A 26,064-nucleotide genomic window follows, 5' to 3' on the forward strand; every position below is an offset into this window, starting at 1 on the left:
GATGGGTGTCATGAAAACTCCGGGCGTCTACATCGTCGAGAAAAACGCCTTTCCCAACTCCGTGGTCGAAGTGGCCACGGCCGTGCCCGCCTTCGTCGGTCATACCGAGTGGGCAGACAACCACAACACGCCCTTGAGCATGCGGCCCTGGCCGCTCAGCTCGATGGCCGAGTACCACCAGTACTTTGGCGGGCCGCCGAAGCCGCGCTTCAGCCTGTCCGACGTGAGCGACCCACTGGATGCTCAGTTCCAGGCCCTGAGCGAGCCCGACACGCCGTCCAGCAAGAAGGGCTACAAGCTGGCCCAGGTCAAGGGCAGCGCCGGCGGCGACTACGGCCTGTACACCGCGCTGCGCCACTTCTTCCAGAACGGCGGCGGGCGCTGCTACGTGGTCTCGATCGGCAACTACGCACAAGAGCTGGACCCTGAGCTGTTCCAGAAGGGCATCGACGCGCTGAAGAAGGAGCAGGAACCGACGATGCTGCTGGTGCCCGAGGCGGTGCGCTTCAGCGATGCCGACACCTGCAAGGACATCCAGCAAGGGATGCTCAACCACTGCGGCTACGAGATGAAGAACCGCGTCGCCATCCTCGACGTGTGGAACGGCGACAAGCCGCGCGAGTTCCCGCAGGGCGACCCGGTGGCCGCCTTCCGCGACAGCCTGGGCATCAACTTCCTCGACTTCGCCGCGGCCTACTACCCCTGGCTCAATACCTCGGTGGTTGGCGAGAAGGAGATCGACTACACGAACATCGACGCCGGTAGCCTGGACCTGCTGCAGCAATTGCTGCGGGCCGAATTGGACCTTCCGGACACGGTGGACGCGACCACCAAGGGCCACGTGCGGGCGATGTATGAAGAGGTCGCCAAGCTGAAGACCAACTTCACGCCGGTGGTCGTGGCCGAGGCGCGCAAGCAGCGCGACGACGCCGCCGCCAAGGTGGCGCGCGCCAAGGTCGTCAGCGATGGCAAGGCGGCAAAGAAGAGCGACGCCGACATCGAGACCGACCTGAAGACCTTCGACGACGCGCAGAAGACCGCCGCCGCTGACCGCGCCAAGGCCTATGACGACACCCGCAAGGCCTACGTCGCAGACTTCGTCACCAAGGCCAAGGCCGCCGACACGGCGCTCAGCGACGACGACGCGGCCGCGCAGGCCGAGGCCGCCGCCAACGAGATCTGGGAAGCCAGCTACGACAACCCGCTGAACAGCGACGCGCTGGCCGCAGGCGTGAAGGCCCGCCGCGACCTGCTGAACAAGACGCTGGCCGGTGCCAGCGGGGTCTACAAGGCCGTGCTCACCGAGGTGCGCCGGCAGCTGAACATCATGCCGCCCAGCAGCGCGATGGCCGGCGTCTACACGATGGTCGACAACACCCGCGGCGTCTGGAAGGCGCCAGCCAACGTGAGCCTGAACGGCGTCATCTCGCCGACGGTCAGCATCTCGGCCGAGCAGCAGGAAGACCTCAACGTCAGCGCGCAGGGCAAGTCGATCAACGCGATCCGCAGTTTCATCGGCGAAGGCGTGCTGGTGTGGGGGGCGCGCACCTTGGACGGCAACAGCCTGGACTGGCGCTATATCAACGTGCGCCGCACGATGATCATGCTGGAAGAGAGCTGCCGGCTGGCGGCCAAGGCGATGGTGTTCGAGCCGAACACGGCCAACACCTGGGTCACGATCAAAAGCATGATCGCCAACTTCCTGACCAGCGTCTGGAAGCGAGGCGGCCTGATGGGGGCGGTGCCGGAAGACGCGTTCAGCGTCCACGTGGGCCTGGGCGAGACCATGACGCCCAACGACGTGCTCGAAGGCATCCTGCGCGTGACGGTGCTGGTCGCCATGGTGCGGCCGGCCGAGTTCATCGAGATCACCTTCCAGCAGCAGATGCCCAAGTCGGGTTGAGCCGGCTGGCGCTGATCTCCCCTCTTTGACTCACCGCAGAGCGCGGGCCCGCCTGGGGCCCGCCCTGCACCGGTCTCATCACGCAATGGAGCACTGACATGGCCGACGACGGTTCCAAACAATCCACCACAGTGTGGCCCCTGCCCAAGTTCTACTTTCAAGTGAAGTGGGACTCTGCCGTGTTGTCGTTCGAGGAGGTCTCGGGCCTGGACGTCGAAGCCCAGCCCATCGAGTACCGCCACGGCGACAGCCCGGTGTTCTCCGCCATCAAGATGCCGGGGCTGAAGAAGTACGGCAACGTCACGATGAAGAAGGGTGTCTTCAAGTCGGACAACAAGTTCTGGGACTGGTTCAACCAGATCAAGATGAACACGATCAAGCGGGTGCCGGTGACCATCAGCCTGCTCGACGAGGAAGGCAAGCCCACGATGGTCTGGACACTGACCAACGCCTGGCCGACCAAGATCACCGGCACCGACCTGAAGGCCGAAGGCAACGAGGTGGCGGTCGAGACGATCGAGGTCGCCCACGAGGGGCTGGTCATCGCCAACGCCTGACGCCGCCGCCATGCCCGGCCAGCCTTCGTGGATGAAGGGCCCCTCCTTCGAGGCGGACACCCCGCCGGCCGAGATGCCGGTGGCCTTCGCCTTCAAGGTCGAGTTCCTCAACCTGCCCAATTCAAGCGGCGCGCTGCAGTGCAGCTTCAAGGAGGTCTCCGGCATGCAGCAAAGCCTGGAGACCGAAGACGTGACCGAAGGCGGCGAGAACCACTTCGTGCACCAGCTGCCCACCCGCGCCAAGCCGGGCCGACTGGTGCTCAAGCGTGGCCTGGTCGAGCGCGGCTCGGCCCTGATGAACTGGTGCAGCGACGTGCTCACGGGCGGCTTGGACCAGCGCATCCAGCTGGCCGACGTGAAGGTGCAGCTGTTCGACGCCGAGAACCTGCCGCTGATGGTCTGGACCTGCAACGCCGCCTACCCGGTGCGCTGGGCGCTGGACAGCTTCGAGTCGACCAAGAACGAGGCCGCGATCGAAGAGATCGAGCTGGCCTACCGCAACTGCGTGAGTGCGACATGAGCCTCGAAGTCCGACAACTGGTGCTGCGCGCCAGCGTGCAAGACGAGCCCGGCGAAGACGAGGACGACGACGAGGAAGCCGGCGCCGCGGCCAAGAAGGCCACGTCCTGCGGTGGCGGTGAACAAGACCCGTGCGAGGACAAGGAAACGCTGAAGGAAGAGATCCTCGCGGCGTGCCGCGCCCTGGTGCGCGAAGAGCTGCGCGCCCTGAGAGAGCGCTGAGCACCGGGCGCGAAGGCAGTACTGACCATGGCCAAGCAACCTCTTTCCATCACCTCGATCGAGGCGGGCTCCAACGGCTCGACCTACAAGCTGCTGATCAACCCGGCCGAGTTCAGCCACGAATACAGCATTTGCTACAACACCAAGCGAACGCTCGGGCAGACCAGCAACCCGGTGCGCTTCAGCGCGGTCAACCCCGACAAGATCAGCTTCGGCATCGTTTTCGACGGCACCGGCACCGTGCCGCCGCAGGCCGGCACGCCGGTGGAGGTGGCAGACCAGATCGAGGCGCTCAACGCCGTCGTCTACAACTACGACAGCGAATACCACGAGCCCAATCGGGTGCAGATCCTGTGGGGCACGCTGAGCTTCGACGGGCGGCTGCAGTCGATGTCGGTCAACTACACGCTGTTCCGCTCCAGCGGCGCGCCGATCCGGGCCCGGGCCGAGCTGTCGTTCCTGGGCTCGGTGAAGACAGACGAAGCCTTGCTGGCCGCCAACCGCTCGTCGCCCGACCTCAGCCACTCGGTGCTGGTGGTCGAGGGCGACACGCTGCCGCTGCTGTGCCAGCGCGTCTATGGCGACAGCCGCTACTACCCCGAGGTGGCGGCCTTCAACGGGCTGCGCGAGTTTCGCCGCCTGCAGCCCGGCGCGCGGCTGCACTTTCCGCCGCTGAGGTAACGCGCGATGCCCGCCTCACCCGAAACCGGCAGCGACGGTGCACTGCGCGTCACGCTCAGCTGCGATGGCGCCGACCAGACCGAGCTGCCGCTCGTGTCGGTCACCGTGCGCCACGCGCTCAACACCGTCTCGTGGGCCCGCTTCGTGATCGTCGATGGCGACATGCCCAAGGGCAAGGTGCCCTTGAGCGACGGCAACCTGTTCAAGCCCGGCGCGGTCATCGTCGTCAAGGCGGGCTACGGCGACGACGAGGCCGAGCTGTTCAGCGGCATCGTGGTGCGCCACGGTTTCAAGATCAGCGGCAACAACTACAGCCGGCTCGAAGTGGAGTGCCGCCACACCGCCTGCAAGATGACGCTGGGCCGGCGCAGCGCGCACTACGTCGACCAGAGCGACAGCGCGGTGATCGAATCACTGATCGGCCGCGCAGGCCTCTCGGCCGACGTGACGAGCACCTCGGTCACCCACAAGGAACTGGTGCAGCACGACAGCACCGACTGGGACTTCATGCTCGCCCGCGCTGACGCGATGGGCCTGGTGGCGCAGTGCGCCGACGGCAAGCTCAGCGTCAAGGCGCCCGATTTCAGCACCGCCGCGGCGCTGAGCGTGACCTGGGGCGCCGACCTGATCGACTTTGCCGCCGACATCGACGCCCGCCAGCAGTGGAAGGCGGTGCAGGCCAATTCATGGAGCCCGGCCCAGCAAGGCCTGCTGCAAAGCGCGAGCGCCGCGCCGCTGGCCGGCAACACGCAGGGCAACCTCGACGGCAGCACGCTGGCCGCCGTGGCCTCGCCGGACACCCGGGCGCTGCAAAGCTGCGCCCCGCAGACCAAGGACACGCTCGACGCCTGGGCCAAGGCGGCGCAGCTCAAGGCCACGCTGGCCCGCGTGCGCGGCCACCTCAGCTTCCAGGGCAGCGCCAAGGCCCTGCCCGGCACCTTGCTGACCGTGGCGGGCGTGGGCGAGCGCTTCAGCGGCGACGTCTACCTGAGCGCGGTGCAGCACGAGATCACCGATGGCAACTGGCTGTGCCACGCCGAATTCGGCCTGCCGCCCGATTGGCACATGGAGCGCCCCGACGTGCAGGCCCCGGCCAACGCCGGCCTGGTGCCGGGCATCCGCGGGCTGCACATCGGCGTCGTGATGAAGCTCGACGAAGACCCCGAGGGCGAGCAGCGCGTGCAGGTCAAGCTGCCCTACCTGCAGGTCGAAACGCCCGGCATCTGGGCCCGGCTGGCACAGGCCCATGCCTCCAGCGGCTTCGGCCATTTCTTCGTGCCCGAGGTCGGCGACGAGGTGGTGCTGGGTTTCTTCAACGACGACCCCGGCCACCCGGTGATCCTGGGCAGCCTGTACAGCAGCAGCCGCACCCCGCCCTACGCGCTGGAGGCCGAGAACAACACCAAGGCGATCGTGACCCGCTGCAAGCACCGCATCGAGTTCAACGAGAAAGACAAGATCATCACGATCGAGACCCCGTCCAAGAACACGCTGGTGCTCGACGACAAGGACAAGAGCGTGCTGCTGAAAGACCAGAACGGCAACAGCGTGAAGCTCTCCAGCGCCGGCATCGCACTGGACAGCCCGAAGGACATCAAGCTCACCGCCCAGGGCGGCATCACGCTCACCGCCACCACCGGCATGAAGCTCGACTGCCAGGCCGACATCCAGGCCCAGGGGCTCAACATCACCGCGCAGGCCCAGGTCGGCTTCACCGGCAAGGGCTCGGCCACGGCCGAGCTGTCGGCCGCCGGGCAGACCACTGTCAAGGGTGCGCTGGTGATGATCAATTGACCGCCCCCTTGCCACCCCCACCGAGGACGCCCCCATGCCCCCCGCCGCCCGCCTGACCGACATGCACGTCTGCCCGATGCAGACACCTGGCCTGCCACCGATCCCGCACGTCGGCGGGCCGGTGATCGGCCCCGGCGTGCCCACCGTGCTGATCGGCAAGATCCCGGCCGCGGTGGTGGGCGACAACGCGGTCTGCGTCGGCCCGCCCGACGTGATCGTCAAGGGCTCGGCCACGGTGCTGATCGGCAAGAAGCCGGCCGCGCGCATCGGCGACCCCACGGGCCACGGCGGCAACATCGTGCTCGGCCTGCCGACCGTCCTCATTGGAGGCTGAGATGAGCTTCCTCGGCCGAGGCTGGAGTTTTCCGCCGCGCTTCGACGCCAGCCAACGCGTGGTGATGGTCGAGCACGACGAAGACATCGAAGAAAGCCTGCGCATCCTGTTTCGCACCCGCGTGGGCGAGCGGGTGATGCAGCACGCCTACGGCACCCGGCTGCACCAGATGGTGTTCGAAGAGGCCACCGAGCAGACCTTCACCGAGATCACCGACATGATCAAGAAGGCGGTGATGTATTTCGAGCCGCGCATCGAGCTGGAGCAGCTGGACGTGCAACGCGCCGGCGACGACCTGGCCCGCCTGGACCTGCTGGTGCGCTACCGCATCCGCACCACCAACACCCGCCACAACATGGTCTACCCGCTCTACCTGGACCAGGCGAGCCACCCGGTGCAAGCCGGCTGAACACGCCCGAGAACCCGCATGCACCCTGGCTCGCAGCAAGACCAGCGGATCAGCCCCGCGCTCGTCCCGGGTTACTTCCGGCCCGACGAGCTGAGCCTGGCGCAACGCCTGCGCCAGGCCCTGCTGCTGGCGCGCCAGCTGCGCTTCGTCGATGCCCAGGGCTCCGATGCCGGCGACTGGGGGCAGACTCTCGAAGCCGACCTGAGCCTGCTGCTGGCCGAGCTGGCGGCGCTGCCGCTGGACGCATGGGAGGCGCAGGCCGAGCAGTTCGCCTGGCTGACGCCCGCGCGCGCGCTCGCCGCCTGCGTCGAGCTGGCGCGGCGCGTGGACCGCTGGCATGTTCTGCTCGAGACCGACAAGCCGGCCGAAGAACAAGCGCTGCGCGATGTGCTGCGCCGCCCCCTGTCGCGAGCGCTGGACGAATCGCTGGGCCCGCAGCTGCAGGCGGCGCTGACCGCGTGCGGCGCACCGGCCGCAGATTGGCGAGGCTGGCACCCGATCTGGGGGCTCGATCCCGCCCCGCTCCCGGCGCCACCCGGCAGCCAGCGTGAAGACGAGGCCCCGGCGGACCAGCTGCGCCGCCTGCGGCTGTTGTGGCTTGCGCTGTGCCGGCTGCTGAGCCTGATGCAGGCGCTCGCCGCGCAGCAGCTGGGTGCCAGCCTGCGCACCGGCCTGCACGACCCCGGCACAGGCCTGCTGCTGGCCTGGACGCAGCTGCAACAGCACACCCGCGACACGCTCAACCAGTTCGACGCGCGGCTCACGCTGCACTACTACGCCGAGCGCCTGGGCTTTCGCCCGCTGCCCGCGCAGCCCGACCGGGTGCACCTGGTGCTCGAGCGCGACCCGCGCCACCTCAAGCCGGTGCAGCTGCCGCCGGGCTGGCGCTTCGTCGCCAACCTCGACAGGGGCAGCTGCAGCTTCGCCGCCGAGCACGCGCTCTACGTGAGCCCGCTGCGCGTGGGCCAATTGCTGAGCCTGCGGCACGAATACGACCTGCAGATCTCGCCCGAACGCGAGTACGGCCTGGCCACCCAGGCCCGGGCCCGCCAGCTGGTGGTGCCGACCACCGAGCAGGCCGCCGACCCACGCGCGCCGTCGGTGCCGCTGCTGGGCGGCGGCGCGGGCAGCGTCACGGCCCGGCAAGGCCTGGCGATCGCCTCGCCGCTGCTCAACCTGCGCGAAGGCCGGCGCGAGATCGAGGTGCGGCTCGCGATCACCGTGCCCGAAGGTCTGAGCGTCGCGTTGCCCGAGTCGGATGCCGACGAGATGCTCGACGCCTGGTACCTGCAGCTGGCCGCGCACGAGCAGGCCGAGGGCCTGGCCGAGCCCGAGCCCGTGGGCGCGGCACTGCCGGCCTCGCACGCCGCGCTGATCCGCACGCTACTGGCCGATTGCCCCGGCCTGCGTGAGACCCCCTGGCTCGCCTACCTGCTGCTGCGCTGCCTCGAAAGCACCGAGCCGTCGACGCTGGCGCCGCGGCTGGGCCGCCTGCTGGCCGTGTGGCTGTGCGCCACCGGGCCCGAGCTGGCCCCGGCCGCCGTCGACCGGCTGCGCCAACACGCCCGCCAGGCCTGGCCCGAGACCAGCCACGTCGATGTCGACGACCCGCTCTCGCTGCTGTTCGGCAGCGCACCGCTGGAGCGCCGCCTGGTCTTCGACCGGGTGTTCCGCGGCGCTTGGGAGGTGCTGCTGTCGGTGGCCGACGGCTGGCTCGACCTGGGCGAAGCCTTCGCCAGCCGGGCCGACGCCGGCACTGCCGCCGATGGCCAGGCCAGCGGCATCACGATCAACCTGGCGCTGTCGGCCGATCTGCCGGCCATCGTGGCGGCCCACGAGGCGGTGCACGGCCCCGGCTGGCCCGCGCTGCCGGTGCTGCAGCTGCGGGTGCACAACCGCAGCCGCCTGTTCGTCAGCGGCCTGCTGCAGCAGCTGCGGCTCGAAGCCGCTGAACTGACGGTGCAGGTGCAGGGTGCGCGCTGCCTGCAGGTGCACAACCAGTTGGGCCGGCTCGACCCGAGCAAGCCCTTCATGCCGCTGGGCCCCTTGCCCGACAGCGGCTCCTACCTCGTCTTCACCCATGCCGAGCTGGCCAGCAAGCCGCTGGAGCGACTGAAGCTCAACCTGCACTGGAGCGGCCTGCCGCCACGCGGCCTGGCCGACCACTACGCCGACTACCCCGGCCACCACTGGGCCGAAGACGATTTCGTCGTGCAGCTGTCGCTGCTGTCCGATGGCCGCTGGGAAGAAGCCAACGGCCCCGCGCTGCCGCTGTTCGGCCGCCGCGGCGAGGCCGCGCAGCAGATCGACGTGAGCGGCGCCGAGCTGCTGCGCCTGCACCACCCGGTGTCGCTGCCGCCGGCGCCGGGCGGCATCGCGCAGGCGCCCGAGTTCGGCCTGGGCAGCCGCCAGGGGTTCTTCCGCCTGCAGCTGGCCGGCCCGCCCGATGCCTTCGGCCACGCGCTCTACCCCCGCCTGATGGCCGAGACGCTGACCCACAACAGCCGGCTCAAGCCCGCCAAGGGCCGGCCGCTGCCGCAGGCGCCCTACACGCCGCTGCTCGAATCGATGACGGTCGACTACCTCTCGCGCCAGCGCCTGACACCGCGGCTCGACGCCGCGCAGGCCCGCCAGGGCGAGCTGCTGCACATCACGCCCTTCGGCCTGCAGCCGCTGCGGCGCCTGCCGCAGACCTGCCCGGTCTACGTGGTGCAGCGCTGGCACGGCGCGGGCCAGCTCTACATCGGCCTGGACGGCCCGGCCGCCGAGGGCGCCTTGAGCCTGCTGTTCCGCCTGCGCAGCGAGGCCGCGCAAGAAGCGCTCGGCCGCCCCACCCCGCGCCTGCAGTGGCATGCCTGGCGCGGCGACGACTGGCGCGCGCTGGAGCCGCACCGCGTGTTGCTCGACACCACCGAAGGCCTGCTGCGCTCGGGCCTGGTGGTGCTCGACCTGCCCCTCGGCCTGACCCGCGGCTGCACCACCTTGCCGGGCGACTGTTTCTGGCTGCGCCTGTCCGGCCACGGCAATCTCGACCTGCTGGCCGGCCTGATCGGCGTGTGGACCAACGGCCTGAGCGCGCGCCGGCTCGGCGAATGCCCCGACGAAGCCCTGCCACCCGGGCGCATCCGCGCCGCGCTGGAGGCCACGCCGGGCCTGGCGGCCGTGCGCCAACCCTGGCCCTCGTTCGACCTGCAGCCGCAAGAGACCACGCCCGCCTGGGCCACCCGCGTGGCCGAGCGCCTGCGCCACCGCGCCCGGGCCCTCAGCCCGTGGGACTGCGAGCGCCTGGTGCTGCAGGCGTTTCCCGAGGTCTTCAAGCTCAAGTGCATCCCGCGCAGCGACACCGGCCCCGACGAGCCGGTGCTGGTCGTCGTGGTGCCCGCGCTGCCGGCCGGCTACGAGATCGACGGCACCGAGGCGCCGCGGCTGGACGCCTCGACGCTGCAGCGCATCGCCCAGTACCTCACCGACCGCATGCCGCCGCACCAGCCGCTGCTGGTGCGCAACGCCAGCTACGAGCGCATCCAGGTGCGCTGCACGCTGCGGCTGGCGCGCGGCGAGCCCGCGGGCGAGCGGCTGCGCGAGCTCAACCAGAGCCTGCGCGACTACCTCTCGCCGTGGCGCCCCGGCGGCATCACCACCCAGTTCGACTGGCAACTGCGCGCCGACGACGTCGAGGCATTCCTGCGGGCCCAGCCGGGGGTCGATGCGATCGGCCAGGCCTCGCTGCTGCACATCGTGATCAGCGACCAGGCGGTGTACCGCCTGTCGGACACCGCCCGCGGCGACCGCGTGGTGCGCCCGGCCCAGGCCTGGAGCCTGGCGCTGCCCACGCGCGGCCACCTGCTCGAGCTGGTCGACCCGCCTTCGCCGATGGCCCAGCCCAGCGGCCTGAGCAAGCTGACCGTCGGCAGCAGCTTCATCGTCGGGCAGGAGGCGGCATGAGCACCGCCCGCTCACCCATCGATTGCGGGGTGCAGCCATGACCTGGCGCAACCGCGAAACACTGAAGAACTATTTCGGCGACGGCCAGTTGCCGACGCAGGCGCATTTCGGCGACCTCATCGACTCGATGCTCAACATGGTCGACGAGGGCTTTCGCAAGACGGTGGCCAACGGCCATGAGCTGTATGCCCCGGTCGGGCACCACAACCTGCTGAGCTTCTACCGCGACCAGGCCCCGCAGCAGGCGCTGTGGCGGGTCAGCCTGGGCCCGCAGCAAGACCAGCTGCAGTTCCAGCCACAGAACAGCACCCAGCCGCTGCTGAGCCTGGACAAGGAACAGCGCGTGGGCATCGGCACCACCACGCCGCAGACCATGCTCGACGTGCGCGGCACCGTCAGCAGCCAGGGCCGGCGCGGCCTGCTGCCGCCGCCCAAGCCGGTGCTGGCCAACGGCGAGTGGCAAGACCTGACCGGCGACCTCGAAGGTTGCCAGGCCTTCGAGGTCGTCGCCGGCGCGGGCCAGCCGGGCACCGGCCATTTCGGCCTGGTGCACGCCACCGCCTTGTCGGCCTACAACCCGGGCGGTGGCCTGTGGCGCTGGTGGCATGCGCGGCGCGGCATCCGCCAGACGCAAAGCTGGTGGGGCCGGCGCTGCGACAAGCTGCACCTGCGCTGGGAAGGCAGCCACGGCCGCAAGGCCGTCTACCGGCTGCAGATCCGCACCGGCTGCAATTTCGGCGAGGGCGTGCGCATCCAGGCCCACGTCTGCCAGCTCTGGTTCGACCCGCACATGGCCCTGGGCCAACCGCCCAAGCCGGCCGGCGCGCAGGCACCGAAGGCATCGACATGAAGCCGATCGCCAGCATCGCCCGCCACCGCGCGCAAGACCCCGACCCGCTGGGCTTCGACGCGCTGCGGCTGCAGGCGGTCACCGCCGCGCAGCTGGCCAGCGGCGAGCTGTGGACCGACTACAACCTGCACGACCCCGGTGTCAGCCTGCTCGAAGCGCTGTGCTTCGCGCTGACCGAAGACCTGTTCGCCGCCCGCCAGCCGGTGGCTCAGCTGCTCGGCCTGGAACCACAGTCCAGCGCCGCCGCCTGGGCCCGCTTCGGGCTGCACACGCCGCAGGCACTGCTGCCCTGCCACCCGCTCACCAGCGACGACTGGCAAAGCTGGCTGCTGCAGCAACTGCCGCATGCTCGCCAGCTGCACATGCAGGCCCAGCGCGACGCGCGTGGCCGCGCCACCGGCCTGTGGCGCATGACGCTGCAAGGTCGGTCCGACGCGGCCGACGACCGGCAGGCGATGCGCCGCGCGGCGCTGCAGGCCTACTGGCCGCAGCGCAACCTCGGCGAAGACCTGGACGGCCCGCCCCAGGTGCTGCGGCCGCGCTGGGTCGAGCTCGAGATCTCGCTGCTGCTCGAAGGCCACCGCGACGTGTGCGAGCTGCTGGCCGAGCTGCTGCAGCGCTGCGACGACTGCATCTCGGCCCGCCTGCCCGAAGGCCTGCCCCCGCACGCCGGCGCGAGCCCCGATGTCGAAGGGCCGCTGGGCCGCGCCCTCACGCCGGCCGAGGCGCTGTGGCTGGCGCAGGATCCCGACTACCTGTTCGTCAGTGACCTGGCCCGTTACCTGCAGGACATGCCGGGCCTGGCGGCGATCGACACGCTGCGCCTGCACCTGGCGCCCGACGAGCCCGCCGACCCGCTGGACGACGTGCCCACCCCACCCGGCTCGGTGCGCCGCCGCGGGCGCGACTGGGCGCTGCGCCTGCGCTGGCCCGACCACGAAGACCAGCTGCGCCGCTGGCGGCTGGCGCGCGAAGGCGGCCCGGTGCAGGTGCCCGTGCAGGCGCTGCTGCAAACGCTGTCCGACCGGCGCCGGCTGCCGCTGCGGCTGCCCTCGTCGTCCACCATGCTGCAGCCGGCCGCGGCGCCGGCCGAGCCACTGCCCGCGCTGCCGGCGCTGCGCCGCGACCACCTGGCCGCCAGTGCCGCGCTGCCGCCGCTGTACCGGCAGGCCCTGCGCGACCACGCCCGCCATCAACCCGGGCTCGCCGCGCAGTGGCATGGCTACCTGGGCCTGCTGGAACAAGGGCTGAACCAGGTGCAGGTGCAGCGCGAGCAGTTGCCGCACCTGTACGCGCTCGACCAGGACAGCACGCGCAGCTGCTGGACCAGCCTGCCCGGCAACCGCCAGCTGCCCGGCATCGAGGCGCTGTACCACGCACCGCGCGAGCGGCTCGAAGAAGCCCCGTGGATCGACGAAGACCAGCTCTCGCGCCGCCACCGCGCGCTCGACTACCAACTGGCGCTGCACGGCGAGTCGCTCGACCATGCCGGCCTGCAGTCGCTGCCCTGCTACTACACGCCGCAGGCCTGGCCGGTGCACCTGCTGCGCCTGAAGCGCCAGTTCGCCCGCCGGCTGATACGCCTGGGCCGCCAGCGCGGCACCGGCGCCGATCTCAGCCAGCCGCTGCTGGGCCAGGCCGACAACACACCGCCGCTGCAAGAGCGCCTGGGCCTGATGCTGGGCCTGGCCCAAACCCACAGCCGCTGGCTGAGCGGCAGCTGGCAGGCGCAGAACCTGCCCACGCCTGCCGAGTGGCCGGCCCCCCAGGGCGACGCCGAAAGCGCGCGCTTCGTACTGCGAGCCCCGGCCGACGCGCAACCGATGCTCAACCCCGCCGCCCGGCGCCGCAGCACCGACTGGGCCCGGCTGCGCCGCGACATGCCGGTGCTGCGCGACGCCATGCCCGCCCCTTTGCTGCGCGCCGCGGTGCGGCCCGACCTGTTCCAGTGGTCGACCACGGCCGGCGGCCAGCTGTGGCTGGGCCCCGACGACCAGGGGCGCCACTGGCTGCTGGCCCACGGCGCCGCCGCCGCGCAGGCGCAGGACCTGGCGCGGGCGCTGCACGAAGCCGCCTGCCAATTGCAGGCCGCCGGCGAAGGGCTGCACCTGGTCGAGCACCTGCTGCTGCGCCCGTTGGCGGCCGAGGCATCCCACAACGACAGTGCGAGCACCGCGCAGATCAGCCTGGTGGCCAGCGGCTGGACCGCCCGCGGCGCCGACCCGCGCTTTCGCAGCCTCGCCGCGCAGGCCCTGGCGCGCGAAGCCCCGGCCCACCTGCGCTGCCGCCTGCTGTGGCTGGACGCCGGCCAGATGCAGGCCTTCGAGGTCGCCTGGAACGCCTGGCTCACGGCCCGGCAAGCCCACTGCGCCGCCTGGCTTGCCGGCCAAGATCCTGCGCAAGAGAACGCCTCGGCAACCGCCCTCGATCAGCGATCAGCCCGCCTGCGCGCGCTGCTGCAAGAGGTGAGCTCATGAGCCGCCAGGCCAGGCCGAATGCCGCAGCCCGCGGGGCGGAGGCTGCGCCATGACGCACCTCGTCGAAACCCTGCGCTGGGAGCTGCAGTACCGCTCGCCGCGCGCCGCCGTGCGCGGCAACCCGATGCAAGAGCGCCTGGCGCGTTTTCTGAAGACCGAGGGGCTGCGCCGCATCGAAGCCCGCTTCGACCGGCACGACCACGCCGGCCAGGTCTGGCGGATCGACCGGCTGGAGCTGGACCTCGGCCACCTGTCGCGCCACCAGGGCGAGCACCAGTGGGCCGCGCGGCTCGACGAGGCGCTGGACCTGGCGCTGCTGCGCGCCGACCAGCGCACGACCGCGCCGCGCCGGCCCTCGGCGCAGGGGCATGCAATCGACCAGTTCGTGTTCTACCTGCTCCATGGCCACCTGCCCTGGGGCCTGTCGCTGCCCGGCCGGCATGCGGTGGCCAACTGGCTGGCGCAACTGGCCCGCGCCCACGGCCCGCGGCTGTGGGCCACCTTGCAGAACCACCCCGAGCGCGAGCGCATGCTGGCGCGGCTGGCACGCATCAGCCCGCATCACGGCCTGCAGGCCCTGCTGGCCCAGCGCGACGCGCCGCTCGCACAGGCGTTGCAGGGCTTGGACGACAGCTGCCTGGCCCCGCTGCAGGCCCGCGGCCGGCTCAGCGCCTACCAGCGCGAGCAGCTGCAGCAGGCGCTGCACACCGCCGCCTTGCGCGCGCTGTGGGGCGCCCGCGGCAGCGCGCTGGGCACCGGCCGGCGGCTGCAGCTGCTGCAGGCGCTGCGCCAGGCCCTGGCCCAGCACATCGGCCCGGGCTGGGTGGCGCTGCTGGCCGGCGCGCCAACACCATCGACGACACCATCGACCACATCAACGCCGGCCAGCGCGCTGCTGCGCGAGCTGACCGCCAGCCCCTCGCTGCAAGCCCAGGCCGCGCCGGGCGCCGAAACGCTGAGCGCCGACCAGCCCACCCGCACCTGGGAGGCCGGGCTGCAACAGCTGCGCGAAGCGCTCTCGCGCCCGCGCCGGCACAGCGCCAGCCACAGCGCCCGCGTGGCCACGCTGCTCAGCCGCCTGGCCGCCGCGCACCCCTCGGCCTTGCGCAGCCGCCTGCTGCAATGGGCCGGCGAGCGCCGGCAGCGCCGGCAATGGTCGCAATGCCTGGCGCCCGACAACCTCGGCACCCTGCTGGCGGCCATGGGCCCCACCGGCCGGGCCGGCACCGGCGGCGCGGGCCCCGGCACCGCGCAATGGAACGATTCGCTGCGCCAGACCGCGCTGCGCCTGCAGCGCGAAGCCCCGGCCGACCGGCGGCCCGGCCTGGGCCGGCTGCAAGCCCTGCTGATGGAAGCCTGCCTGCAGCGCCTGACCGAGGGCCAACGCCTGCCCGACAGCCACAGCGCCTGGCAGGCCCTGTGGCAGCGGGCCTGGGCCCAGTGGCTGGGCGACGACGAAGACGCAGCCCAGGCGCAGCTCGCGCGGCCCGCGCGCCACGGCCCGGACCGTGAGCCCGCCGACCCGCCCCCGCCCCGCGAGCGTGCACGCCCACCCGAACCCCATCGTGACAGGGACCCTGACTTCGATCACGATCGCCCGCCGCCGGTGCGCCAAGCGACGCCGACGTCGGGCCTCGACCAGGCCTTGCGCGGCCTGGAGCGCCAGTGCCGCGAAGGCCGCTGGGCCTGGCCTCAGCGTCTGCGCCTGGCGCGGCTGCTCGAAACCGACAGCGCCTGCGAGCGCTGGCTGAAGCTGTTCGACGAATCGCGCCGCTGGCAGATGCTGCGGGCCCAGTTCGGCCCCGCCGCGCAAGCGCTGCAGCAACGCGCCGGCCGGCTGCAGCAATGGCTGGGCAGCATGCTGCGCGAGCCGGTGGCGCTGGTGCAGGAACACTGGCGCCGCCTGTGCCGCTACCTGTTCGTGCGTGGCCTGTCGCCCGACCAGGCCTCGCTGCGCAGCCACTACCAGGCGCAAGAACCGGTCGCATCGGTCAAGCCTGCGGCGCCCACCGCCCCGGCCCACGAGCCGATCTGGGTCGGCGATGCCGGGCAGGTGCTGCTGGCCGCCTATGCCGAGCGGCTGTTCAAGCAGCAGGGGCTGCTGCAGCAAGGCCAGTTCATCGACACCACAGCCCAGGCCCACGCGGTGCAATGCCTGCAGACGCTGTGCCACGGCGCCGGCCCGGTGGACGAGGCGCAGACCGTGTTGTCGCGGCTGCTGTGCGGCGTGCCGCCGGCCGAGCTGCTGCCCGAGGTGCCGCCCTTGCCGCCCGACACCGTGAGCCTGCTGGAGCAACTGCTGCAGGCCGTGATCGCCCACTGGAAAGCGCTGGGCCACACCTCGGTGGCCGGCCTGCGCGAGACCTTTCTGCAACGCGAAGGCCGCCTGCAGCGCGACAAGACGCCGGCCGGCGAGCCGATGCGCTGGCACCTGCGCGTGCAGACGCGCGGTTTCGACGTGCTGCTGGACCGCCTGCCCTGGAGCTTCCAGACGATTCGCCTGCCCTGGATGCAAGGAGTGCTTCATGTGGAATGGCGCTGACAGCCCGCACACGCACGCCCTGGACCTGGAGCTGGATTGGCTGGCGAAGGTCTTGAACGTGCGCCTGGAGCAGCACTTCCAGCAACTGCCCACCGGCCTGGAGGCCGCGCCGCCGCCACCCGACTTGCCGGCCGCGAGCGAGCTCGCGCACTGGGTCGGCGAGATGGCGCTCGGCGTGCCCGAGCGGCTGCTGCTCGCGCTGGCGCTGGTGCCCCACCTGCGCCCCTCGGCGCTCGACCTGCTGTTCATGCGCAACCAGAACCTCGACCGCGGCTTCACCGAATTCGGCGGCATCAAGTCGCAGGCCCATGGCGGCTTCCTGCCCACCGGCGAGACGGCGGCGTTCCTGGTCGCGGGCGAGAGCCTGGCCTGGCGCATCGGCCTGCTCGACTGCTTCGACCCCCAACACCCGCTGGCGCTGCGCGGGCTGCGGCTCGAAACCCCGCCGGCCAGCGAGCCCCGGCTGGCCGGCGCGCTGCTGCTGAGCAACGAGGCGCTGCAACGCCTGAGCACCGGCCACGCCGACAAGCCCGACTACAGCGCCCAGTTCCCGGCCAAGCTGATCCGCACCGAGCTGGGCTGGGACGACCTGGTGCTCGCGCCCGAGGTGATGGACGAGGTGCAGCAGATCTGCGCCTGGACCCAGCTCGGCCCGCAGCTGATGCACGACTGGGGCCTGTCGCGCAGCCTGAAGCCCGGCTACCGCGCGCTCTTCCACGGGCCGCCGGGCACCGGCAAGACGCTCACCGCCACCCTGATCGGCCAGGCCGCGAAGGCCGATGTCTACCGCATCGACCTGTCGATGGTGGTGTCCAAGTACATCGGCGAAACCGAGAAGAACCTGGCCCGCGTGTTCGACCAGGCCGAGACGCGGCGCTGGATCCTGTTCTTCGACGAGGCCGATGCGCTGTTCGGCAAACGCGGCGCGGCCACCACCGCCAACGATCACCACGCGAACCAGGAGATCGCCTACCTGCTGCAACGGGTGGAAGACTTTCCCGGCGTCGTCATCCTGGCCAGCAACCTGCGCAGCAACCTCGACGACGCGTTCTCGCGCCGCTTCCAGTCGATGGTCTACTTTCCGATGCCCGACGCCGAGCAGCGCACGCGCCTGTGGCGCAGCATGCTGCCGCCCGAGCACATGGCCGCCGAGGTCGAGATCGCGCTGCTCGCCCAGCGCTACGAGGTCTCGGGCGGCGCCATCGCCAACGTCATCCGCCATGCCGCGCTCACGGTGCTGCGCGACGGCCGCAGCCTGGTCGGTCTGGCCGAGCTGCGCGCCGGGCTGGCCAAAGAGCTGCGCAAAGAAGGGAGGACGCTGTGACGGCCCGCCTGTCCCGCCATGCTCCCCGGCGCTGGGCGTGGGGCCTGCTGGCCGCCGGCCTGGCGGTTGGCTGGGGCTTCTTGCTCGGGGCCGGCGAAGGCTGGGCGGCTGCGGCCTCGGCGCCTGCGCCCGCCGCGTCGGCCGCGGCCTCATCGTCGGCACCCGCCTCTGCGCCTGCGGCGACCGCACCCGCACCATCCGCCGCCGCATCGACGGTGGCCGCGGTGGCTTCGGCGCCCGCAGCCACGGCCGCCGCGCCGGCTTCGGCCGCCGCCAGCGCAACCACCGCGCAGACCTCGCCGGTCAAGCCCGCCGCCAGTTCACCCGCCGTGTGGTTGCCGTCGGGCGGGCTGTGCATCCCCGACATCAAAGACCCCGACCGCTGCGGCCCGCTGACACTGGAGCGCGACCCAGTCACGCTGCCTAACGCGAGTGTCGGACGGCCCTATGCGCGCCCCATCCGCGCCGAAGGTGGCCTGCCGCCCTACCGCTTCGACCTGCTGCAAGGCAACCTGCCCGGCGGCCTGGCGCTGACCGTTCAAGGCCAGTTGCTGGGCACGCCCGAGCAGGCCGGCGGCAGCCGCTTCCGCGTGCGGGTGGTCGACGCCGCCGGCGACGTGGCCAGCCAGACCTACAGCCTGCGCGTCACCGACCCCGCCAAGGCCACGGCCAAGCCCGCCGCCAAGCCCGCCTCGGCGGCATCGGCCGCACAACTCAGCCAGCTCGACCTGAGCCACGCCGGCCCGCCGGCCCACGCGGCGCCGACGGCCCACGTCTACCAGCTGGAGACGGCGCAGCTCGACGCCCTGAAGACCGCGATCAAGTCGGCCGAGCCCCCCATCGAGACGCTGCCCCCCGACCCCGCCGCCCCGCCCGAAGCGGCGCCCGAGCCCGCCGCGGCCGCGTCGGCCCCAACCCCGCCGCCGCCGGCCACGCTGGTCTGGAGCGATGCCCAGCAGACCCAGCTCGAAGCCCTGCTGAAACCGGTGTTCCTGGTCGAGTACCCGACACAGTCGCAGTTCGAAGCCGCGGTCGACGCGCAGGTCTGCGCGCAGGCCTGGCAATTGATCGTGCACGAGGCGCAGCGCCTGAAGCAACAGCCGCCGAGCCAGGCCGAGTTCGCGGCCGTGTGCCCGAGCCCTGAAGAGCCCAGCTCGGCCAAAGACACCGCCAAGGCCCTCGCACCACCCGCCCCACCCGCATCGGCAGCGTCCGGTGCCGCGGCGGCCGGCATGGCCCAGCCGGTGTCGTGGCGCAAGCTGCCCGCCTGGCTGATGCCGCCCGGCCTGCGCGCCTGGCTGGTCGAGGCGGCCGGCCGCGACCGCGCTCTGGAGCCGACCCAGGTCTTGCCGTGGAAAGCCACCGCATCGTGCAACTGCGCCACCCCGCGCCCGCAGCAACCGCTGTACGCCGTCTACCCCGCCTGGCTGGCCGGCGGCAAGCAGCCGCAGACGATCGACTTCAGCCTGGTCAACCGCATCAGCTACTTCGCGCTGCCGCTGGGTGATGATCAGGCGGTCGACAAGGTGGCGAACTGGAACGAGGACCAGACCAAATTCATCCGCACCGCGCTGGCCCACGAAACGCGCGTCGACTTCGGCATCTACAGCGCCGACTGGCGGTTTCTCGCGACCGAGCCCACCACCGCGCGCGACGCGCTGATCGAGCACTTCACCTCCGAGGTGCCGCGCCGCGCGCACGAGCTGGTGGACACGCCGCTGCCCGGCCTGGCCTCGAGGGCCAAGGCCTGGCTGCCGGGCTTCGGCCAGGTCCAGCGCATGGGCAACGGCTTCACCGTGTTCTTCGATCGCCTGCCCGACGCGAAGAGCGAGCCCGAGCTGGCGGCCCGCTTCGCCGACTTCTACCCCCGCTTCGTCAAGGGCCTGGCCCAGGCACTGGCCGAAAGCCCCGAGCGCCACTACGCGATCAACCTCGTGATGACCGACCAGCAGATCGCTGACAAGACCGGCCCGTTCGACGTGGGCCGGCTGTTCGAGCTGCTCAAGGCGGTCGAGGTCCCCGACATGGCCGAGGGCCGCATCGTCGAGACCAATGGCGACTACAAGCGCAACAGCAACGCCGAGCTGCGCTTTCTGGTGCTGCTGACCGAGCCCACGACGCAGAGCAAGAAAAGGCTGCGCGCCACCATCGAGGCCAGCCCCGGCCTGTTCGGCGGCGACCGCCGCATCTTCCTGCGCAGCGTGGTGCCGCTGCTGATGCTGCCGCAGGCGTCGCCCGAGCAGTACCGCGACGACCTGGTCTACGTGCAGGACAACTTCGGCGGCATCGGCTTCTGGCCCGCGCCCCTGATGGGCCAGCAGTTCGACACCGAGCAGCAAAAAGCGCTGCGCAACACCTTCGACCCGCCCACGGGCTCGGGCGTCAGCGAGGCGCTGTGCAGCGTGGTCTGCCCGAATCGCTGGCTCTTCCGGCTCGCGTTCGAGCTGTTCCTGCTGCTCGGCGCGGTGTGCTGGCTGCTGCTGCAGTGGAACTGCGAATGGCGAGCCCTCTACGGCCGCTATGCGCTGCTCGGCGCCCTGCCGCCCTTGTTCGTCGGCGCAGCGCTGCTGCAGTGCGACCCGGCGCTCGAGTCGCTGCGAAAAGGCAATGCGCAGCTGGTGGCCCTGATCGTGATCCCGCTGATCGCCGCGCTGTGGGCGCTGTTCAAACGCAAAGAGGACAAGCCATGAGGCGATGCACAGGCCCCGGACATGGCTGCGGGATCCGGCCGCCATGCTGAAGCAGCACCACAGCGAAACGGACGAGCGTGTCGTGCGCGGGCCCGCGGCCGACAACGCCAGCGCGGCCGTCGCCAACGGCGTCAGGCTGCAGGCCCAGGCGCGACACATGGCCGCGCTGCAATCGCCCGCCGACACCGCCGCCGGGCCGATCCAGCTGAAGCTCACGCGGGCGTTGTCGCCGAACCCCCAAGAGCCGGCGGCACCCGGCGAGGTCGCGCAGCTGAGCAGTGCAAAGGTCGTCATGCACGGCCTGGGCGGCGGGGGCGGACAGGAAGACGACGAGGATCCGCGCAAGCCCGACCGGTCGAAAGACAAGCACGAGAAGGAAGAAGACGAGGCCCCCCCGGAAGAGGAAGAGGCCGCCGAAGAGTACGAGCCCGAGCAGGACATCACCACCGGCAAGCTGACCACGTCCGCGACCCACATCAAGGGCAACAAGAAGGGGCGAACGAAGTCGCGAAAAGGCCGGCCAGGAAGGTTGCGGACGCAGAGTTCGGCGGCGGTGATCAAGCGTGCGCAATCCGCCATCGAAGGCGGATCGGCCACGCATCTGGGCACCACCGGCAACGACGAGGTCTACGAGGTGCCGCGGCAAGACCCCCGATCCACCAAGGCACCCCGGCGTTTTCATGTGCACCGCGGGGGCGGGGACGGCTCGACCCGTGGCGTGTTCGAGGTGGCCAACCCTGAGCGCGACGCCGACAGCCAGGGTGAATTCAGCGAGAGCGAGGTCGAGAGCCGCGCCTCGAGGTCGCGCTCCCGGTCACCCTCGCCGCGCCGCTCCCGCAGCCGCTCGCGGACCCCTCCGCGCTCGCGCCGGCACCACCGGTCCCGCAGCCGCTCGCCGTCGCCGCGCCGACACCATCGTTCTCGCAAGCGCTCGCGCTCACGCTCCCGGTCACGCCGTCGCTCGCGGTCACGCTCCTGAGGCCTTTCTGCCGCCCCAACGCAAAGAGGACAAGTCGTGAGGCAACGCCCCGTTCCGGACCAGGCCCGCAGCAGCGAGCCCCAATCGGCCAGCCTGTCGGCCAGCACGTCGGCGGTCGCGTCGGCATTCAGCGTCAGCCCGCGCCAGCTGCAGCAGGGGCGGCAACTGGCGCAGCTGCGGGCCCCGGGTGCCCCCGGCCCCGCCGCGGGCGTGGTGCAGCGCAAGGGCCGCGTGGCGCTCGACAAGATCGAGTCGCCCGAAAAGCGCAAGGCGCTGGAAGAAGAGATCGCCAAGGCGCGCGAGGCGCGCATCGCTGCCAAGCAGCAAGCGCGCCAGACCTGGCTCGGGCACCCCGACGGCGCCAAGGACGACGAGTACAACGCCGCGATGGAAAAAGCCCGCGGCGACTACGGCAAGACCCTGTGGTCCATCAAGACCCGCGAGAATCTGACGGCCGAGCAGTTCCCCACCGGGCGCGACTACTACGGCACCGAGAGCGGAGGCGTGTTCAAGCGCCCCGACAACGGCAAAGAGTATGTCGAAGATGCCAACGGCACCTTCATGCCGAGGCACGTGCGGCGCGAGCTGAACAAGTTCGATCTGCCGAAGATCGAGGGCGGCTTGGGGCTGACGCCCACCGGCCACGACGTTCACGGAAAGAAGGTGCGCGACGGGCGCAGCTATGGCGACAACGCCAAGAAGGGGCAACCGCTGAACGTGGCGGACCGTGAGTTCCTGCAGCAGAGCCTGGGCGGGGGCGCCAACCAGTTTGCCTTCAGCCACACGGCCACCCACTATCCCATCCTCAGCAACGATCACCTGAACTTCGGGGTGCCCGGCAAGAACGACACGCTGGCCGACCCGCACGGCCGCATCGTGAGCGACATGTCGAAGGTCGCCAAGGACGATCGGCGTGCACAGTGGAAGCTGGCGCCCGAGGCGGAAGGTGGCCACAAGATCCGCCGTACCGCCGGCAGCTTCCCCGACGCATGGATGGGCAAGCGCGCCGACAAGGTGATCACGAGCGGCTACCGCAACATGGAAGTCGTGACGAGCACGGTGCCGCAAGCTTCGGTGGCGGAAACCCAGATGGGCTGGGAAGCGGCCGACACTTCCGGCAAAGGCCTTTCGCCGGCCGGTGAATGGTTCAGGGACGTCCGCCGAAAGAAAGAGAAGAAGAAAGAGACCGAAGTGGCCCCGGAGGTGAAGAAAGAAGAGAAGCCGGGCACCGACGACCTGGGCGCGTGACAACGCCTGGCCTGCCCGCCCCAACACACGCACATGGTCATGAAGGCCTTGCCACTGCAGCGGCACCACGCCGCCGACCCGACGGTGTCACCCGCGCCGGCGTCGGCGGGCCAGCTGGCGGCGCCCGAGGGCAGCCCGCGCCAGCGGGGGCAGCGCGAACGCATCGCGCAGCTGATGGCCGGCCCGGCCACCGCGGCGCCGATCGAGAAAGCCAATGGCGCGCCGGTGCAACTGAACCGCACCGCCGAGAAGCGGCGCGAGCGCCAGAAGGCCAACCAGTCTCGCCGCGCCGAGCGGCGCGAGCGCATCCAGGCCGAGCGCGAGTCGGCCGCCGCCGCGCGCACGCCGCGCAAGCGCAGGCCACGCAAGCTCGAAGCTCAGCTGCCCGAGATCTCCCGCTCCAAGCGCGAGCTCTACGAGCGCCTTGCCGAAAAAGACGAAACCAGCTGGGGCGTGCGCGGCCGAGGCCTGGTGCTCGCCAAGGAAGGCACCAAGGGCCCGTTCGACGAAGACTTCGGCGAAGACGGCGCGCTGATGTGGCGCTCGGACACCCGCGCGCCCAGATCGGTGCTGAAGACCGGCTTCACCACCAAGGCCGAGCGCGACCTGGGCCCGGCCGACACGACCGACGACGGCCAGCCCACCGGCAACGAGATCGTCTACCGCACCGGCCCCGAAGACATCGTGCCCGCGACCGGCGTGTGCGTGGCGCGCGATGTCCGCGGCGCCTGCTTCTTCCCCTTCAAGGGCGCCGAGCACGACAGCGAAGCGCAAGAAGAGGCCGCCTACCTGTACGGCGTGCGTGTTCGCCAGGCCACCAACACCTACAAGGCGCAGCAGGTGGCCGAGCGCCACGCCACCGGCCGGCAAGATTGGAAAGACCCGTCGCGCTTCGCCTACGACCCCAACGACGAGCACACTGACGACGCCTCGGCCGTCTGGCCCTTCGCCGAATACGTCACCCACCGCATCGCGCCCGAAGACATCGTGGCGGCCTACCGCTTCAAGCGTGACCGGTTGGTCGCGCCGGACAAGCCCGGCGTCGAGCCCAAGGCCGGCATCGGCTTCAGCATCGCGCCGCGCAACCTCGTCAAGCCGAGCGGTGACGAGGCCCGGGTCGACCCGCTGCGCGAAACCGCCGACCTCACCGCCGCGGCCTACAGCGAGCGCTACCCCCGCCACCCCGACCACTACATCAGCTACCAGGGCACGGTACGCAAGACGAGCAAGGGCCACCCGACCACCGATGCAGAGGCCAGCACCGGCGCGCGCCAGATCGACGCCCTGCCCTCGGCGCGGCCACGGCCCGACCTGAAAAAGGCCGCGCGGCGCCGCAAGCTCGCCGAGAAGAAAGAACGCAAGCAGCGCGGCCAGGCCAAACCAAAACCCAGGCCCGGCACCAAGCAACCCACCGGACCGTGATCGAGCAGCCCGCCTTGCGCTTTGCCACGAGCCACACGAGGAGTGCGATCCATGCCCCCCACGCGCCAGTTCATCCGCCCGACCACGGCCGCGCAGCGCCGCGAGTTGCAGCCCGCCGCCGACCGCACCGGCCAGCGAAAGCCGGCACCCAACGCGGTGGCCGACGACAGCCCGCGCCAGACCGCGCAGCGGCAGCAGCTGACCCAGCTGAGCACCGGCGTCGAGCAGGCGCCGCCCCGCAACGCGCTGCCCGAGCCCTTGCGGCAGGGCATGCATGCGCTGTCCGGCGTCGACCTGGGCCAGGTCCAGGTGCACTACAACTCGGCCAAGCCCGCTCAGTTGCAGGCCATGGCCTATGCGCAGGGCAACGACATCCACCTCGCCCCGGGGCAGGAGCAGCACCTGGCCCACGAGGCCTGGCACCTGGTGCAGCAACGCCAGGGCCGCGTGAAACCCACGGCAGAAGCCGGTGGCGTGGCGATCAACGACAGCCCGGGCCTGGAGCGCGAGGCCGACCAGATGGGCGCACGTGCCACGCAGATGAAGACGGCCCAGCGCAAGCCCCTGCACGCCAAGGGCTGCGGCTGCGCCAGTTGCACCGGCGGCGGCACCAGCCTGCAGCTCAAGCAAGCCGGCGCGGCCGGCCAGCGCGTGCACCAACTGGCCAGGTGCCTGCACGGCCACGAGAACTGCGGCAACCCGAACCACTACCTCGGCGGCGCCCCCACCGGCCGCTACAAGAACACCACCGGCCACCACGACCCGACGATCGACAAGAGCCGCAAGAAGGCCGTGAAGAAGGGCTACACCGGCAAGCGTGGCAAGAAGCCGAAGACGCCATGAGCGGGGCCGCCGCACCACGCGACACGATCAGGGAGAGTCCTCGATGAAGACGCACGACACCCGCGCCAACGCTCGCGCCGACACGGCGCAGCACCAACCGGCATCCGCGCAGGCCGACCACGGCGAGCGCACGCACCCGCCCGCAGGCCTGGGCAATGGGCTGGCGCAGTCCGCGGTCGACCAGTCACCCCGCATCGTTGCGCAGCGCCGCGCGATCGAGGCCACCCTGGGCAACGGGCAGCCTGGCCAGGCACCGGCCGCCGCAACCGGCGTGCATGTGGCCAGCCTGGGAGACCGAGGGCTCGTGGCGCAGCTGAACGGCAAGAGGCGACGGGCCAAGCAGAAGAACAAGGAGAAAGCGCAAGAGGCGCGGCGAGAGGCCGCGATAGACCGGCTGAACCGAGGCAGCCCGCAGACCTACAGCCACCTCGACCCAGAGGTGGCTGCCAACCTCAACGCGCTCGACCGCATGCAGCCGCGAAAGACCGCGGCCCGCCGGAACATCGACTCGCGAGAGACCAGGCTCAGCGAGGCGAATCTTCCCTCGGCCGTCGAGGTGGGCGCCGGCGAGGGTCGCTTCTCGAGCGCCTTTTCGGGGAAATTCGGCGAAGACTACGAGGCCACCGACATTGCGTCAGAGAAAGGCCCGCACGGCTTTCTCGGCGTCGCGCGAAAGGCCGGCCTGCGGACCAAGTTCGGCGTCAACGCCAACGAGCTGGGCGAGCACTACCCCCAAGGTTCGCTGGACCATGTGGTGGGTGCCAATCCGTTCGGGGTCAAGGGCCTTGGCGGGGCCAGCTATGGCCTGAAGGTTCAGAACCCCGGCGGCACGGGCAAGAAGAAATACCTGCCCGACGATCGGTTCCTGAAGACCGCCAAGCCCTTGCTGAAGCCGGGTGGCTCGGTCGAGCTCTATGGCCGCAGCAACGTGATCAGAGACGCGAAGCTGGCCAAGCATCCGACCAAGGGGCTCAAGGGCGACGCGGCCCGGCAAGCCGAACAGACACGCGCCGCGATCAGCCACAAGTACCCGGGCGAAAACGCCAACCCCTATCTCGCGATCGACCCCGACGAGTTGCACACCCTGGCCAAGGAGACCGGCTACAAGGCCACGGTCAAGCGCGCGAAGCAGCCGCCCAACATCGGCAAGGGTGGCAACCCCGACACCAAGTCCGGCGACAAGGAGCGCGCCGACGAGGGCCTGAAGCCCTTCACCACCCGGTTCACATTCACCCCTGAAGAAGAGGGCTACGAGTCGGACGAGGACGACCCGCGGGTCACGTACCTGTCGGACGACGAGTCCGACTGGGAAGAGTGAGCACACG

The 26,064-nt window shown here is 70.9% G+C and carries 19 protein-coding genes; all 19 read left to right on the forward strand.

Annotated elements, in window-relative coordinates:
• Position 1: 1 nt before the first annotated feature.
• The 19 genes from ACE3SG_RS20545 to ACE3SG_RS20635 all read left to right on the forward strand — a co-directional run bounded on the left by ACE3SG_RS20545 (position 2) and on the right by ACE3SG_RS20635 (position 26,057).
• On the forward strand, positions 2 to 1,903 hold the full coding sequence (locus ACE3SG_RS20545; protein ID WP_374568061.1) for a phage tail sheath family protein: 1,902 nt from the start codon (positions 2 to 4) through the stop codon (positions 1,901 to 1,903).
• 98 nt (positions 1,904 to 2,001) lie between these two features.
• Positions 2,002 to 2,460: a phage tail protein gene (locus ACE3SG_RS20550; RefSeq protein WP_374568062.1), complete on the forward strand. Its 459-nt coding sequence runs from the start codon at positions 2,002 to 2,004 to the stop codon at positions 2,458 to 2,460.
• A 10-nt stretch (positions 2,461 to 2,470) separates the two neighbouring features.
• The gene (locus tag ACE3SG_RS20555; protein ID WP_374568064.1) at positions 2,471 to 2,980 is read left to right on the forward strand and encodes a phage tail protein; all 510 of its coding nucleotides are present in this window, start codon (positions 2,471 to 2,473) and stop codon (positions 2,978 to 2,980) included.
• Entirely contained in the window at positions 2,977 to 3,201 is a 225-nt protein-coding gene (locus ACE3SG_RS20560) for a DUF5908 family protein (RefSeq protein WP_374568065.1), read from the forward strand. The genes ACE3SG_RS20555 and ACE3SG_RS20560 overlap by 4 nt, the downstream gene beginning before the upstream one ends.
• A 27-nt stretch (positions 3,202 to 3,228) precedes the next feature.
• Positions 3,229 to 3,882 (forward strand): peptidoglycan-binding protein, encoded by a 654-nt coding sequence (locus ACE3SG_RS20565; RefSeq protein WP_374568066.1) that lies wholly within the window; start codon positions 3,229 to 3,231, stop codon positions 3,880 to 3,882.
• Positions 3,883 to 3,888: 6 nt separating this feature from the next.
• Positions 3,889 to 5,676: a type VI secretion system tip protein VgrG gene (gene vgrG, locus ACE3SG_RS20570; RefSeq protein ID WP_374568067.1), complete on the forward strand. Its 1,788-nt coding sequence runs from the start codon at positions 3,889 to 3,891 to the stop codon at positions 5,674 to 5,676.
• A 34-nt stretch (positions 5,677 to 5,710) separates the two neighbouring features.
• A complete protein-coding gene (locus ACE3SG_RS20575; protein ID WP_374568068.1) occupies positions 5,711 to 6,010 on the forward strand; it encodes a PAAR domain-containing protein in 300 nt (99 codons plus the stop codon).
• Between the two features lies 1 nt (position 6,011).
• Positions 6,012 to 6,419 carry a GPW/gp25 family protein gene (locus ACE3SG_RS20580; protein ID WP_374568069.1) on the forward strand — a complete coding sequence of 136 codons (408 nt, stop codon included), beginning with the start codon at positions 6,012 to 6,014 and terminating at the stop codon, positions 6,417 to 6,419.
• A gap of 18 nt (positions 6,420 to 6,437) precedes the next feature.
• Complete coding sequence (locus ACE3SG_RS20585) at positions 6,438 to 10,364, forward strand: hypothetical protein (RefSeq protein WP_374568070.1); 3,927 nt, start codon at positions 6,438 to 6,440, stop codon at positions 10,362 to 10,364.
• Positions 10,365 to 10,401: 37 nt separating this feature from the next.
• On the forward strand, positions 10,402 to 11,214 hold the full coding sequence (locus ACE3SG_RS20590) for a hypothetical protein (RefSeq protein WP_374568071.1): 813 nt from the start codon (positions 10,402 to 10,404) through the stop codon (positions 11,212 to 11,214).
• The gene (locus ACE3SG_RS20595) at positions 11,211 to 13,691 is read left to right on the forward strand and encodes a hypothetical protein (protein WP_374568072.1); all 2,481 of its coding nucleotides are present in this window, start codon (positions 11,211 to 11,213) and stop codon (positions 13,689 to 13,691) included. The genes ACE3SG_RS20590 and ACE3SG_RS20595 overlap by 4 nt, the downstream gene beginning before the upstream one ends.
• A 49-nt stretch (positions 13,692 to 13,740) precedes the next feature.
• A complete protein-coding gene (locus ACE3SG_RS20600) occupies positions 13,741 to 16,233 on the forward strand; it encodes a contractile injection system tape measure protein (RefSeq protein WP_374568073.1) in 2,493 nt (830 codons plus the stop codon).
• The gene (locus ACE3SG_RS20605; RefSeq protein WP_374568074.1) at positions 16,217 to 17,557 is read left to right on the forward strand and encodes an ATP-binding protein; all 1,341 of its coding nucleotides are present in this window, start codon (positions 16,217 to 16,219) and stop codon (positions 17,555 to 17,557) included. Before ACE3SG_RS20600 ends, ACE3SG_RS20605 begins: the two co-directional genes overlap by 17 nt.
• Complete coding sequence (locus ACE3SG_RS20610) at positions 17,554 to 20,247, forward strand: putative Ig domain-containing protein (RefSeq protein ID WP_374568075.1); 2,694 nt, start codon at positions 17,554 to 17,556, stop codon at positions 20,245 to 20,247. The genes ACE3SG_RS20605 and ACE3SG_RS20610 overlap by 4 nt, the downstream gene beginning before the upstream one ends.
• A 43-nt stretch (positions 20,248 to 20,290) precedes the next feature.
• The gene (locus ACE3SG_RS20615) at positions 20,291 to 21,226 is read left to right on the forward strand and encodes a hypothetical protein (RefSeq protein WP_374568076.1); all 936 of its coding nucleotides are present in this window, start codon (positions 20,291 to 20,293) and stop codon (positions 21,224 to 21,226) included.
• Between the two features lie 36 nt (positions 21,227 to 21,262).
• Positions 21,263 to 22,474 carry a hypothetical protein gene (locus ACE3SG_RS20620; RefSeq protein ID WP_374568077.1) on the forward strand — a complete coding sequence of 404 codons (1,212 nt, stop codon included), beginning with the start codon at positions 21,263 to 21,265 and terminating at the stop codon, positions 22,472 to 22,474.
• A gap of 39 nt (positions 22,475 to 22,513) precedes the next feature.
• Complete coding sequence (locus tag ACE3SG_RS20625; RefSeq protein ID WP_374568078.1) at positions 22,514 to 23,896, forward strand: hypothetical protein; 1,383 nt, start codon at positions 22,514 to 22,516, stop codon at positions 23,894 to 23,896.
• A gap of 51 nt (positions 23,897 to 23,947) precedes the next feature.
• Positions 23,948 to 24,739, forward strand: coding sequence for a DUF4157 domain-containing protein (locus ACE3SG_RS20630; protein ID WP_374568079.1), 792 nt, complete (start codon positions 23,948 to 23,950; stop codon positions 24,737 to 24,739).
• Positions 24,740 to 24,782: 43 nt separating this feature from the next.
• Entirely contained in the window at positions 24,783 to 26,057 is a 1,275-nt protein-coding gene (locus tag ACE3SG_RS20635; protein WP_374568080.1) for a class I SAM-dependent methyltransferase, read from the forward strand.
• Positions 26,058 to 26,064 lie beyond the last annotated feature (7 nt).

Origin of the sequence: Ideonella sp., assembly GCF_041914305.1 — a bacterium.
Taxonomy (GTDB): domain Bacteria; phylum Pseudomonadota; class Gammaproteobacteria; order Burkholderiales; family Burkholderiaceae_C; genus Ideonella.